Annotated in this window: 16 protein-coding genes and 4 pseudogenes; 15 read left to right on the forward strand and 5 right to left on the reverse strand. The window is 50.0% G+C overall.

All coding sequences use genetic code 11. The annotated features are described in order from the left end of the window. Both ACTHTA_RS03895 and ACTHTA_RS03900 read right to left on the reverse strand, forming a co-directional pair. Positions 1-183: pseudogene (locus ACTHTA_RS03895) on the reverse strand (transferrin-binding protein-like solute binding protein); the annotation flags it as partial. A gap of 212 nt (positions 184-395) precedes the next feature. Continuing rightward, a complete protein-coding gene (locus ACTHTA_RS03900) occupies positions 396-1,019 on the reverse strand; it encodes a biliverdin-producing heme oxygenase (protein ID WP_308888521.1) in 624 nt (207 codons plus the stop codon). Between the two features lie 452 nt (positions 1,020-1,471). Between ACTHTA_RS03900 and ACTHTA_RS03905 the strand changes: the two are divergent. Beyond that, positions 1,472-1,888 (forward strand): annotated as a pseudogene (locus ACTHTA_RS03905) (gamma carbonic anhydrase family protein); the annotation flags it as partial. 145 nt (positions 1,889-2,033) lie between these two features. Here ACTHTA_RS03905 and ACTHTA_RS03910 read toward each other — a convergent pair. The 3 genes and pseudogenes from ACTHTA_RS03910 to ACTHTA_RS03920 form a co-directional block, all read right to left on the reverse strand. Then, a pseudogene (locus ACTHTA_RS03910) lies at positions 2,034-2,435 on the reverse strand (transposase); the annotation flags it as partial. A 249-nt stretch (positions 2,436-2,684) separates the two neighbouring features. Beyond that, positions 2,685-3,320: a S24 family peptidase gene (locus ACTHTA_RS03915; RefSeq protein WP_440364539.1), complete on the reverse strand. Its 636-nt coding sequence runs from the start codon at positions 3,318-3,320 to the stop codon at positions 2,685-2,687. 524 nt (positions 3,321-3,844) lie between these two features. After that, positions 3,845-4,303, reverse strand: coding sequence for a hypothetical protein (locus ACTHTA_RS03920; protein WP_440364540.1), 459 nt, complete (start codon positions 4,301-4,303; stop codon positions 3,845-3,847). A gap of 68 nt (positions 4,304-4,371) precedes the next feature. Here ACTHTA_RS03920 and ACTHTA_RS03925 point away from each other — a divergent pair, with 68 nt between their 5' ends. The 14 genes and pseudogenes from ACTHTA_RS03925 to ACTHTA_RS03990 all read left to right on the forward strand — a co-directional run. Continuing rightward, positions 4,372-4,629: a helix-turn-helix domain-containing protein gene (locus tag ACTHTA_RS03925; protein ID WP_440364541.1), complete on the forward strand. Its 258-nt coding sequence runs from the start codon at positions 4,372-4,374 to the stop codon at positions 4,627-4,629. A 293-nt stretch (positions 4,630-4,922) separates the two neighbouring features. Further along, positions 4,923-6,896 (forward strand): Mu transposase C-terminal domain-containing protein, encoded by a 1,974-nt coding sequence (locus tag ACTHTA_RS03930; RefSeq protein ID WP_440376376.1) that lies wholly within the window; start codon positions 4,923-4,925, stop codon positions 6,894-6,896. Positions 6,897-6,958: 62 nt separating this feature from the next. Further along, on the forward strand, positions 6,959-7,678 hold the full coding sequence (locus ACTHTA_RS03935) for an AAA family ATPase (protein WP_049358176.1): 720 nt from the start codon (positions 6,959-6,961) through the stop codon (positions 7,676-7,678). Continuing rightward, entirely contained in the window at positions 7,675-8,244 is a 570-nt protein-coding gene (locus tag ACTHTA_RS03940) for a hypothetical protein (RefSeq protein WP_108700130.1), read from the forward strand. Before ACTHTA_RS03935 ends, ACTHTA_RS03940 begins: the two co-directional genes overlap by 4 nt. Next, entirely contained in the window at positions 8,237-8,584 is a 348-nt protein-coding gene (locus ACTHTA_RS03945; RefSeq protein WP_308888523.1) for an XRE family transcriptional regulator, read from the forward strand. Before ACTHTA_RS03940 ends, ACTHTA_RS03945 begins: the two co-directional genes overlap by 8 nt. Before the next feature lies 1 nt (position 8,585). Next, positions 8,586-8,828 (forward strand): toxin PIN, encoded by a 243-nt coding sequence (locus ACTHTA_RS03950; protein WP_440364543.1) that lies wholly within the window; start codon positions 8,586-8,588, stop codon positions 8,826-8,828. 27 nt (positions 8,829-8,855) lie between these two features. Continuing rightward, the gene (locus tag ACTHTA_RS03955; protein WP_440364544.1) at positions 8,856-9,080 is read left to right on the forward strand and encodes a hypothetical protein; all 225 of its coding nucleotides are present in this window, start codon (positions 8,856-8,858) and stop codon (positions 9,078-9,080) included. 99 nt (positions 9,081-9,179) lie between these two features. Beyond that, positions 9,180-9,335 (forward strand): hypothetical protein, encoded by a 156-nt coding sequence (locus ACTHTA_RS03960; protein WP_440364545.1) that lies wholly within the window; start codon positions 9,180-9,182, stop codon positions 9,333-9,335. Further along, positions 9,332-9,454 carry a hypothetical protein gene (locus ACTHTA_RS03965; protein ID WP_371460037.1) on the forward strand — a complete coding sequence of 41 codons (123 nt, stop codon included), beginning with the start codon at positions 9,332-9,334 and terminating at the stop codon, positions 9,452-9,454. The genes ACTHTA_RS03960 and ACTHTA_RS03965 overlap by 4 nt, the downstream gene beginning before the upstream one ends. Before the next feature lie 78 nt (positions 9,455-9,532). Next, on the forward strand, positions 9,533-9,700 hold the full coding sequence (locus ACTHTA_RS03970) for a hypothetical protein (protein WP_440364546.1): 168 nt from the start codon (positions 9,533-9,535) through the stop codon (positions 9,698-9,700). After that, positions 9,700-10,173 carry a hypothetical protein gene (locus tag ACTHTA_RS03975; RefSeq protein WP_440364547.1) on the forward strand — a complete coding sequence of 158 codons (474 nt, stop codon included), beginning with the start codon at positions 9,700-9,702 and terminating at the stop codon, positions 10,171-10,173. The genes ACTHTA_RS03970 and ACTHTA_RS03975 overlap by 1 nt, the downstream gene beginning before the upstream one ends. Further along, complete coding sequence (locus tag ACTHTA_RS03980) at positions 10,173-10,370, forward strand: pyrophosphate-energized proton pump (protein WP_440364548.1); 198 nt, start codon at positions 10,173-10,175, stop codon at positions 10,368-10,370. Before ACTHTA_RS03975 ends, ACTHTA_RS03980 begins: the two co-directional genes overlap by 1 nt. Further along, a complete protein-coding gene (locus ACTHTA_RS03985; protein ID WP_440364549.1) occupies positions 10,367-10,723 on the forward strand; it encodes a hypothetical protein in 357 nt (118 codons plus the stop codon). The genes ACTHTA_RS03980 and ACTHTA_RS03985 overlap by 4 nt, the downstream gene beginning before the upstream one ends. After that, positions 10,720-10,990 (forward strand): annotated as a pseudogene (locus tag ACTHTA_RS03990) (hypothetical protein); the annotation flags it as partial. The gene ACTHTA_RS03985 and the pseudogene ACTHTA_RS03990, both read left to right, overlap by 4 nt.

The following is a 10,990-nucleotide window of genomic DNA, read 5'->3' on the forward strand; positions in this document are numbered from 1 at the left end:
AGCTTTCTTAGCGTCTTCTGTTTGTTTTGAATCACCTCCTCCGCCCGAGCCGGAATTATTGCCCGGCTGTTGCGGGGTCGGTGCAGGCTGTGCAGACGGCGTACCACCACCGCTTGAACCGCATGCACTCAATGCGATGCTGCAGGCAATCGCCAACATACTTAATTTAAATGATTCCTTCATGGTAAAACTCCTGAATGTGATAATGGTATTTTGGAATGATGGTGATAAAATATTTGATAATTATTTACATTAAACCAATTAAAAAATACCGCAGATGCGGATAACCAAACAATACAACACTTACACCAGCATGAAGGTCGTCTGAAAACAGAATTTATGAATCCGCGTATATAGATGTGTTTCAGACGACCTCTACTTATATCGTCAAACCATTAATGACGGTGCGGAACAAAGCCTTCCGGAGCTTCCGCACCTGCAGGCAGGTCAAATGTTTCGCGCAGAACGACTTTGTAGAACGCAAATGCATCTTTTGCACCTTGAATCGCTTCGGCTTCGGCTTCAGGACTTAAACCCAAAGCATTCAGATGCTCGACAAAAGCACGCCAATGTTTGCCGCGGCCGTTCGGATGGGGGGCGAGGTGGCGCGCGCCGTGTTCGCCAGTGTAATCCAGTTTTTGCGCGTGTTTAAACAAAAATGCTGCGCCCAAATTGGAACCTTCGGCGCAATACAGCCAACCGATGGCTTTATTGCCGGTTTCATGCGGCAGCGGTTTGCCGTATTCGTAAGGTTTGTCGCCCAAATCCGCCAAGTCTTGCGTTACCGCATCGTAACGCGCCATGTATTCCAGCTCAGGAATGGCTTTGTTCAACTCGGAGTCTTTATAAATATGATCGACCGCTTTGTGGAACACGGATTGCAGTTTCAAAAATTTGATGTAATTCTCTTTGTTGGTAAACGGCTCGACAGACATCACCAAGTTGTCCACGCTGTCGTGAACGGTGGTGGTTTGCTCTTTCAGCCGTTTGGCAAAAGTCAGCTCTTGTGTTCCGCTCATGTGAATATCCTTCATACAGTTTCAGACGACCTTCCAGCCGCCTTTATTTAAACAAGGTGGATTAGATAGATTTGAAAACGGATATGGGATGGAAGCCAAGGTTTGTGGGATTGGAAACCCACCAAACCTGTTTGAAAACAAACCATCGGGTTTCGTTATTTTATGAAATATTTTTTTAAAATATATATCATTCCAATTCAAATGGCAAGAGAATGATTTGCAGCTACTTGTAACTACAAGATAATAACGGACAATTTTCCACCTTCGGTAAACAAGAGATGCAGGCCTAACGGAAAATGGTTCTATAACCATAAAAAATATTGTTTACAAAGACATGACGACATCTCGGGAGACACCGCCCTTGCCTCACCTGCGTCAAAACGGCATACTTTCGCCATACCGAGCCGCAGGTCGTCTGAAACCTGCCACACTATCAAAAAGAAAGAAACAACATGAACCCTATCCGCCCCTTCTTAGACCATACTCCCCAAATCCACGAATCCTGCCTCATCGACGAGACCTCCGTCATCATCGGCGAAGTATCGCTTGCCGAAGACGTATCCGTTTGGCCGTATGCCGTGTTGCGCGGCGACGTAAACAGCATCAGCATCGGCGCGCGCAGCAATGTACAGGACGGCAGTGTCTTGCACGTTTCGCACAAAAACGCGGAAAAGCCTGAAGGTTCGCCCCTTATCATCGGCGAAGACGTAACCGTCGGGCACAAAGTCATGCTGCACGGCTGCCGCATCGGCGATCGTGTGTTGATCGGGATGGGTACAATTATTCTGGACGATACCGTCATTGAAGACGACGTGATGATAGGCGCAGGCAGCTTGGTGCCGCCACGCAAACGTTTGGAAAGCGGCTGGGACCTTTGCAAAATTCCTTTTTCCCCGACAGCCGAAACCTAAACAAAGATTTTCGGCTGTTTTTGTTTCAAATATCCACTGATTCTACTCAAATACCCCCTTAATCCCCCTTGGATACCTGATTAATCAGGCATCCGGCCGCCTTTTAGGCGGCAACAGGCACACTTAGCCTGTTGGCGGCTTTCAACAGGTTCAAACACATCGCCTTCAGATGGCTTTGCGCACTCACTTTAATCAGCCCGAAATAGGCTGCCCGGGCGTAGCGGAATTTACGGTGCAGCGTACCGAAGCTTTGTTCGACCACATAACGGGTCTTCGACAAATATCGGTTACGTTTGGTTTGCGCTTCCGTCAGCGGACGGTTGCGGTGGGCTTTGCGCATAATGCCGTCCAGCAACTGATGGTCTTTCAGGTGTTGCCGGTTTTCCGCGCTGTCATAGCCTTTGTCGGCATAGACGGTCGTGCCTTCAGCTATACTTTCCAACAAAGGCGACAGGTGTTTGCACTCATGGGTATTGGCGGGAGTGATGTGCAATTTCTCGATATATAGTGGATTAAATTTAAACCAGTACGGCGTTGCCTCGCCTTGCCGTACTAATTGTACTGTCTACGGCTTCTGTGGGGTGGTGTTAGTTTTGTCATGGATATATAACGAGAAAAAAAGGCGGAAATTATTGAAAGGATAAGGAAATTTAAAAAAGTGGGGGAAATTTTAGAATTGCGAAAAAAGCGCGAAATCTGACAGTTTTTTGTCGGTTTCGCGCTTTTTTTGTCATGGGAATTATCGGGAAGTTGTTTATTTTGATATGCCGCAGCTCCAGAGGTATTTGCCGAGGATTTGGAAGTCAGCGGGGGTGGTGGCGGACAGGGTCAGTTGGGTTGTCGGGTAGATGGATTTGTTTGGGTTGTCGCTAATGATGTTGAGCGTATCGGCGGTCAGGCGTTGCAGGCGTTTGACCCGGAGTTCGTCTTGCTGCCGGAACAGGTAGATTCCTTCGCGGGTGTAGCGCGTGGCGGTTTGCCATAGGACGGTGCCTTGGTCGATTAGGGTTGGGAACATGCTGTCCCCGTCGATACGGGTACAGAAGCAGTCTGCCGGGGAGAGCTGCAGGTGTTTGAAGAAGGCGGTTCGGAACCACATGGCTTCGGGGTCGGTATCCCACGGTATTGCGCCGCTGCCTGCGCTGGCGAAAACTTCTTTGTAATATCGGACGGGTACGATGTCGCGCGTATCCTGACGCGCCGCCCAGTCGGCGTAATCTATATTTTCGAGATGCGGCACATCGGGCTGAGTGTTGCGGACTTCAAGCGGCGTGTCTGTTTCCGCGCCATCTATCAAATGGAGCAAGCCTTTTTGTTCCAATTCTTCAATAACATAGTCAGGGATTGTGTAGAGTTTTTTTTCACCATTTTTCCCACCTTTCCCAGGCACTATTTCAAATTCCCAGTTTTGGCTTTCAGCTCGACTTGCTACTCCCGGTCTGCTGGTAGGTAATCCTGAATTAATTCCTAAGTCTTTCGCAAATTTGGCTATTTCAATGATTTGCGTAGTGTCTAGTCGTAACTTTGCCATCTTGTAATCTCACTTTACTACTTTTTGGAAAAGTAGTAAGAAATTTATAAAAAATAATTTACTTTATAAACAATCAATTATTACAAAGTTGTAAAGTTAGTTGTAAGATTGTATTGCAATTAACGCTTTACTACTTTACTATGTTTACAACTTCAGAACGGAACTTTTAAAGTATAACCGATTTTGAATTGTTCTTTAACAATTTGGAAATAGCCAAAAAAATGACGGGTATTCGACCCGTCAGGAAGGAGACTGTTTAACAGGTCGTCTGAAACGGTTCGGACGACCGATTAAGCGGTTTTGGTTGAATTTTGTGGGCGAAGCCCACGCTACACACTTTTATATAGAAAGGAAATGAAAGATGAAATACGAAAAACCAGGCATCACCCCTTTTGCGAATGACGGTTTAGGGCTGCCATTTCCGCACCCGCATCAAATGCGGTGGGCGGGAAGAGATTCAAACGGGCGGCTTCGTCCATCAGAAGCTCAAAGAAATCTGCTGAAGGCTCAAGCGCGCCTTTTTTCGAGCAGGCGTCTGCATAACCGTATCGCAACAGCAGGGTATGCAGCAGCAAACCGTCTTGCAGCCGCAGCCATTGGGCATAAACAAATAACGGGTAGTGTTCGGGGTAGGCTGCTATGGTTTCTTGCCGTGATTTGCCGCCAGCCTTATAAGCTGCAAATGGCGCGCTATGTTCGGCAAGCCATGATTGGTAAGTGTCCCAATCGCTGATGAAACCGCTGACGAAACGGTGCTGCTCGGGGTCGAGCCGCCACCAGTCGTCAGCCAGCTCGTAGAGCTGGGCAATGCTTAAATACTTGGACGTTTTATATTCGGACATGACGTTATCCTCTTTGTTAATGGAAACGTCATTTCCACATATAAGATGACGAAAGGAAAGAAAAATAGATGAACGGTATTCATCCTGAAATGATACGGGCGGAAATTAAGATGAAGGGGCGAACTTTAACAGATGTCGCCAGACTTTATGAGCTATCCCCAAAGGTAGTCATGATGGCTTTAAAAAAGCCAAGTTTATCAGGGGAACTAGCGATTGCGGATTTTCTTGGTAAGTCTCTGCATGAGCTATGGCCGGAACGGTGGACGAAAGACGGGCGGCGCATCCGCCCCCGCTATGCTTATTTATATAAAGAGGCGGCAGCATGAAAACGCATTATTCGATTTTGGAACTTCTGGAAATGAAGTTAGAAAATCTGCCAACAACGAAAATGGGGTTGGGTAGTAAAGTTGTAAGGGAATCCTGGCCTTTTATAGAAGTCGCCGGTAAAGGCGGAAAAGGTGGCAAACGCCGCGAATATGCACCGCCCCCGGAGGTGTTGAAACTGATTCAGGCGAAGAAGCTGAACGAGGTTTTGGGCGGGTTGTCAGATTTGCCCGAACTTCAGCCCTCTCCCCAGCCATCTCCCCAGCCCTCTCCCCCAGGGAGAGGGGGTGCGGGTTTGCCCTCTCCCGATGTGCGAGGGGGAGAGTTGGCCATCGGCGTTACGGACGGCTCGACGGAGCAACAACGGTTGTGCGAATCGGCCCGGCGCGGGGTTTTGTCGGCGGTCGAGCGGGTAATGGCGGAATCGGGCGTATCGAAGGAGGCGGCGATGACGACTGTTTTGACGCAGGCGAAGATGCCGGGCTTCGAGCATATTGCGAAGCTGTTTTCTTTGGCTGCAGACGGGCGCGGCGGCGGCGGGAAGCTGCCGAGCGTACGGACAATCAAGCGGTGGTTTGCGGCGCGGGAATCGAACAGCCTCGCGCCGAAATCCAGAACCGAGGATATGAACGTCCCGTCTTGGCTGCCTGTGTTTTTGGAATGCTACCGGCTGCCGATGAAGCCTTCTGTTTCGGAGGCTTACCGCTTGTTTGTGAACAGGCTGGAGGCTTTACCCTCTCCCCAACCCTCTCCCACGGGGAGAGGGGGTGATGCGGCGGGTTTGCCCTCTCCCCAGCTCTCTCTCGCAGAGAGAGGGGGCGATGTGCCGAGTATTCATCAGGTGCGCCGGTGGTTGGGCAAGCTTGGCAATGTGGAGTGTGAACGCGGACGCCGCGGCGCGCGGGATTTGAAAAATATCCTGCCGCACAAACGGCGCGATTTCCTGCACTTGAAACCTGCCGCCATCTATACCGCCGACGGTCATACATTTGATGCGGAGGTATTGAATCCGTTGTCGGGTCTGCCGTTCAGACCTGAAATTACGACGGTTTTGGACATTGGCACAAGACGGTGTATGGGCTGGAGCGTGGGGCTGGCGGAAAGTCGGTTTACCGTGCTTGAGGCTTTAAGCCACGCGAGCCGCGCGGCCATCGGTGCGCTTTGGTATGTGGACTGGGGTCGTGGCTTTGAAAACTTGATGATGACGGATGAGGCAACGGGTCTGATGGGCAGGCTGGGCATGACGATGACGCATTCGCGGGCTTATAACTCGCAAGCGAAGGGCGCGTCGGAACGCAGCCATAATATTTTCACGCGGGCGGCGGCGAACCTGCCGTCTTTTGTGGGAAAAAATATGGACGACGAGGCGCGGCAGAAGCTGTTTAAGCTGTCGCGTAAGGAAGTCCGCCTGCACGGGAAGATTTTGAATTCGCCGATTCCGACTTGGGATGAGTTTAAGGGTTATATCGAACGGGTGGTGGACGAATATAACGACCGACCGCACCGTTCGCTGCCTAAGTTTACCGACCGTGAAGGCAAACGCCGGCATATGTCGCCTAATGAATTTTGGGCTTTGAAGGTGGCGGAGTTTGGCGAGCCGCCAAGAGTGTCGCCGGAGGAGGAAGGATATTTGTTCCGACCGCAGGTGATGCGCACGGTACGGCGCGGGGAGGTATCGCTGTTCAGCAATACTTATTATTCCGCCGAACTGATGGAGTTCAACGGCGAAACGGTAAGGGTCGGCTACGACGTGCAGGACGCGCTTTGGGTTTGGATTTACGACGATGTCGGCCGCCTTATCTGCAAAGCGGAATGGCATGGCAACTCGACGGACTATATGCCTGTCAGCGTCTTGGAGCGCGCGGAAGACAAACGCAACGACGAGCGTCTGAAACGCAACGAGCTGCAACAGCAAAACATCTTGAAAGAACGCCGCGTACCGACCATCGAACATCAGGACTCGGTCAATATCGGGGGAATGGTGCTGGATATGGGCCAAATCAAGGCTAAGGCTGCCGCATTGGCAGCACGCCGAAACCGTGAGGATGATTTAACGGTCGAGGCCGTGGCAGTGAAGGCGGTGGAAATGCCGTCTGAAACGGAAGCTGCCGCGGGCTGGTCGGTACCGTCCGAAGCATCGGAGCGGTTTGCGCTGTATCAGCGTCTTTGCGGTCAGACGGATTTGCCGCCGCAGGCGCAAAGATGGCTGGAGCGTTACCCGCAAAGCAATGAGTATAAGGCGTTGTCCAAACGGGCGATGCTGGCTTGATTTCAGACGACCTTTCGGGGTTTTAAAAAAGGTTTATTCACTATTTTAAAAGGATTTTAAAAATGAAAATTGCAAATATCAACAATCTGTCTTTGGTCTCTGTTGCGATGGAGCGTTTGGTCAACCGTCAGGACGGTTTGCCGGGTTTGGGGGTGTTGTACGGCCCTTCGGGTTTCGGGAAGACGACGGCGACTGTGGCGGTGGCGAATGAGACACGCGCTTACTATGTCCAGCTGCGCAGCGCATGGAGCAAAAAGACGTTGCTGGAAAAAATCTGCTTCGAGATGGGCTTGCCGCCTGCCCGGACGGCGGCGGGTTGTTTGGATGTGATCTGCGAACAGTTGGCCGCCAGTCAGCGTCCGTTGATTTTGGATGAGGCGGACTATTTGGTTACGCATAAGGGATTGGTCGAGCTGGTGCGCGACATCTACGAGGGCAGCCAAGCCCCGCTGATGTTGGTGGGCGAGGAGATGTTGCCGACCAAGCTGAAGAAATTCGAGCGTTTCCACGGTCGTGTGTTGGCTTGGGTACCTGCGCAACCTGTCGATTTGGCAGACGCGGAAGAGTTGGCGAAGGTTTACGCGCCTGATTTGACGTTTGAAAAAGATGCGCTGTCTTATTTGGTGGATTTGGCGCACGGCTCGGTACGCCGCGTAACGGTCAATTTGGTCAATCTGTTGGAGCTTGCCAACCAGCAAGGCTTGGATACGGTAACGCGCGAGGTTTGTGCGAAAGCCGACCTGTACAAGGGCGAAGCACCTAAACGCGGGGTCAAATTATGAGCGTGACGACATTGACGAAGCCCCGCAACCGCCGACAAGAGATTTGGAACTGTCTGCGAGGCAATAAGGACAGGCTTCAGACAGTCTCTGAAATCGCCAAAGCCTGCCAACTGAGCGGGAATACGGTGTACACGTATCTGAAAGCTCTTAATAAAGGCGGGTTTGTGTCGATACAGAAGGGTTCGGACTTTTGCAGACCGTACGGATACCGACTGGAGCGGGATGCGGGTGTGGATGCGCCCCGCTTGTCTGATGACGGTCAGCCGTTGAAATGTCCGGTAACGGAAGCCTTGTGGCGGACGATGCGGATTTTGAAAACCTTTGACTTGGACAGCCTGACGGCCCACGTCAATATGACACACCCTGTCAGCCGCAGTATGGCCAAGGTTTATGCTCAACACCTTGAAGCGGCGGGGTATCTGAAAAATACGGGCAACGCGCGGAAAAAATCGTTTGTCCTTTTGAAGAATACAGGGTCGAAAGCACCGCAGCTTCTGGCTGTCAGAGAGGTGTACGACCCGAATATAAACGAAATTGTATTAAGGGAGGTTCCTGATTATGAATGAAAAAGATTATATGAAAGAAGATTGGTACGCGGTTTTGAAGGAAGAGGTCGCGAAAGACGGGCTGATGAAGACTGCGGCAAAACTCCGATACAGCGCGACAAGCATCAGTCTGATTTTGAACGGCAAATACAACGGCAAGCCTGACAAAGTGGCGGCAAAAGTGGCGGATGTGTTCCGCAAGGTGATGTGTCCGTTTGAAGGTCGACGGATGGAGCGTGCCGAATGTATTGAAATCTCTCTCTCCCCCGCTCCGACGCATAACCCTATCAAAATGCAGCACTGGCGGGCGTGTCAAAAGTGTGAAATCAAACCGTGCGAAAAGCGTAAAAAGGCCGTCTGAAATGAGACAAGAATATGCGGTACACGCCGGAGTCTATGAGGACACTTGGTACGACTACGAAACCCATAAACGTCGCAAGATTTGGCGGGCAGATGTGCGCGGCAAGCGCAAAGAAGGCTTCGCATGGTTGCAAATCCGCCGACTGCGGAAGCGATTTGAAAGCAAAGAGGAAGCCAAGGAATGGGTGGCTCAAGTGAAGGCGGATTGGGTGCGCAATAATTTTTTTGCCTTGAGAAAATATTAAATAATTGATTTATAAGGAAATAGAAAAATGTCTAATTTGTTTTGCAAGCGGATGTTGTCGGGAGCGGCTGTGTTGGTTTGGGCTGTGTTTTTCGTATCGATGTTGCGCGGTTGTGCTCCGGAACTATCGGAAGCGAAGTTGGAAATGTCGCGGCGCGAGCGTCTGGCGGATTTGGAGGCAAAAGCCTTGGGCGAGCAATACGAGGCGATGAGTACGGAAGAAAAAATGAAAGGGATTGTTTATGAGCGATAAGGCATTGAGCCCTACGGCGAAACAAGAGGCTTTGGAACGTGCGCTTAAGGAAATCCGCGCGAAATATGGCGATAAGGCGATTGTGAAAGGATGTGTGAAATGAGTTTCGGACGACGTAATACGGATTGGCAGGCTTGGGGACAACACCGCAGGCGTGCGACGACGCGAATGGCGCAAAAAAATAGAGAGCGTGAAATCGAGGAATATCAGGCGCGTTTTAAACGGCCTGCCGAGAAGAAGGAGGAGAAAAAATGATTTGGTTTGTTGGTGGATTGGCTGTGTTGGTGTTGCTGGGGATTTGGCTTGAAATGCTGGCCAGAATCGTCGTGTTGCACATGATAGGCGAAGGCCATGACGGGTATGACGACAATTAAAACGGTAAGCCGTTGATGTTGCTCTATATTTTTTTGCCTTATTGAAAATATAAGGTATTGATTTAAAAGGATTTAAAAATGAATGCAAAAGAAATTGCCGAATGGCTCAAAGACCGTGGCGAGCTGATGATCATGAAGAAGGACGGCGAGGGATTTGTGATTGCCGCACGGTCGCCGGACGGGATGTGGAAGACTGCCGAGGCGGAAACTTTGGCTCGGGCGATAAATTTATGGGAGGAAGCGTGATGAAGATCACTAAACCAAATAAAGAAGACCTTGACGCAGTATGGGAACTGGTCGCGTTTTTAAACAAAATTGCGCAGGGTTTGAATCCGGTTTATCAACCTGCCGACCCAGAGGATGAAGATGATTTCGAATATCTGAGCAATGCGCCTGCGGATGAAGTGTTTGAAGCTTTGGAATATAAGTCTGCCAACGCCAATTTGCCTTGGATTATGACCGTATTGGATACCCTTCTGTCTTCGAGTAACGATATTGTTGACCAAGAATCCAGTGGTTTGGATTTCTCTCCGAAATTTAAACAGGCTGTAAAGGATACAGAAAGACTTGATTTCTTAATGGAAGTCGGGTCAGCCGAATTTTCAAAAGAAAATGGTCAGAAGGCCTGTTGCAGGTTAACCGAATACGGCATCAGAGGCTATGGAAGCAATTACCGCGAAGCATTGGATGATGTGATGAAAGAGTGGAAGGAGATGTGATGACTACCGGAATGATGATTTATCTCTTGATCTGCGGGCTGATTGGTTTGGCACTGGTGGTTTTGGCACTGATGAGCCTGATTGAAAACTGGTTTAAGCAGCAGACTAAAGCTGTTGTTTTGGATGCCTGCGGTATGTTTTTTGGGTTGGTTGTTGTCCTTGTGGCGTTTTTGGCGATTCTTGGGGTGATTAAATGATTGAAATCAGAGGTAAAAACTTTATCGCGTACAACGCAAGTGAAAGTGTTTGGGAAAGCATCATCAAGGATGTTTTCACGGGGTTGATGTTGAGTTTTTGTGTGTATATCAGCCATTGGTCAGCATCAGTGTTTTGGACATTTATCAGCGGTTTAATGTTTTTGTCTTATCTGGGCATTAAGTTGGGCAGGTTGATGCGTGACAAGCAAACTAAGTTTGAAACTTGGTCAGAGTTTAAGACATGGATCGATAAACAAGCTGAACTTGAAAATCACTTGGCAGGTAATGTTCAGATCGTAAAAGGCAATGGAAATGTACAGGCTGGTGGCGATGTTTGGAAGGATAAACAATGAACGTGAAATGCCCGAACTGTGGGGCGGTGCATAGCCTAGACAGCCTAATCAATGACGCAGAGGCTTCGGCGGTGTTGAGGACTGTTTTGGAGATGGATGCTGAATTGGGCAAGGCGGCAATACGGTATATCGGTTTATTCCGCCCTGCCAAGTCCCAGCTCTCTTGGGCGCGTACCGCGAAACTGCTGAGTGAGTTGCTGCCGATGATTAAGGCGCAGGAGGCAGCGCGTGACGGGGTTTGTTTTCCTGCCCCTACCGAGGCTTGGA

This window comes from Neisseria sp. P0013.S005 (assembly GCF_051958425.1).
Lineage (GTDB): Bacteria > Pseudomonadota > Gammaproteobacteria > Burkholderiales > Neisseriaceae > Neisseria > Neisseria subflava.

Excerpts from the sequence above, each read along its gene's own strand:
- ACTHTA_RS03900 (WP_308888521.1), bottom strand. The coding sequence starts at position 1,019 with ATGAGCGGAACACAAGAGCTGACTTTTGCCAAACGGCTGAAAGAGCAA.
- ACTHTA_RS03920 (WP_440364540.1), bottom strand. The coding sequence starts at position 4,303 with ATGTCCGAATATAAAACGTCCAAGTATTTAAGCATTGCCCAGCTCTAC.
- ACTHTA_RS03925 (WP_440364541.1), top strand. The coding sequence starts at position 4,372 with ATGAACGGTATTCATCCTGAAATGATACGGGCGGAAATTAAGATGAAG.
- ACTHTA_RS03935 (WP_049358176.1), top strand. The coding sequence starts at position 6,959 with ATGAAAATTGCAAATATCAACAATCTGTCTTTGGTCTCTGTTGCGATG.
- ACTHTA_RS03940 (WP_108700130.1), top strand. The coding sequence starts at position 7,675 with ATGAGCGTGACGACATTGACGAAGCCCCGCAACCGCCGACAAGAGATT.
- ACTHTA_RS03945 (WP_308888523.1), top strand. The coding sequence starts at position 8,237 with ATGAATGAAAAAGATTATATGAAAGAAGATTGGTACGCGGTTTTGAAG.
- ACTHTA_RS03950 (WP_440364543.1), top strand. The coding sequence starts at position 8,586 with ATGAGACAAGAATATGCGGTACACGCCGGAGTCTATGAGGACACTTGG.
- ACTHTA_RS03955 (WP_440364544.1), top strand. The coding sequence starts at position 8,856 with ATGTCTAATTTGTTTTGCAAGCGGATGTTGTCGGGAGCGGCTGTGTTG.
- ACTHTA_RS03960 (WP_440364545.1), top strand. The coding sequence starts at position 9,180 with ATGAGTTTCGGACGACGTAATACGGATTGGCAGGCTTGGGGACAACAC.
- ACTHTA_RS03965 (WP_371460037.1), top strand. The coding sequence starts at position 9,332 with ATGATTTGGTTTGTTGGTGGATTGGCTGTGTTGGTGTTGCTGGGGATT.
- ACTHTA_RS03970 (WP_440364546.1), top strand. The coding sequence starts at position 9,533 with ATGAATGCAAAAGAAATTGCCGAATGGCTCAAAGACCGTGGCGAGCTG.
- ACTHTA_RS03975 (WP_440364547.1), top strand. The coding sequence starts at position 9,700 with ATGAAGATCACTAAACCAAATAAAGAAGACCTTGACGCAGTATGGGAA.
- ACTHTA_RS03980 (WP_440364548.1), top strand. The coding sequence starts at position 10,173 with ATGACTACCGGAATGATGATTTATCTCTTGATCTGCGGGCTGATTGGT.
- ACTHTA_RS03985 (WP_440364549.1), top strand. The coding sequence starts at position 10,367 with ATGATTGAAATCAGAGGTAAAAACTTTATCGCGTACAACGCAAGTGAA.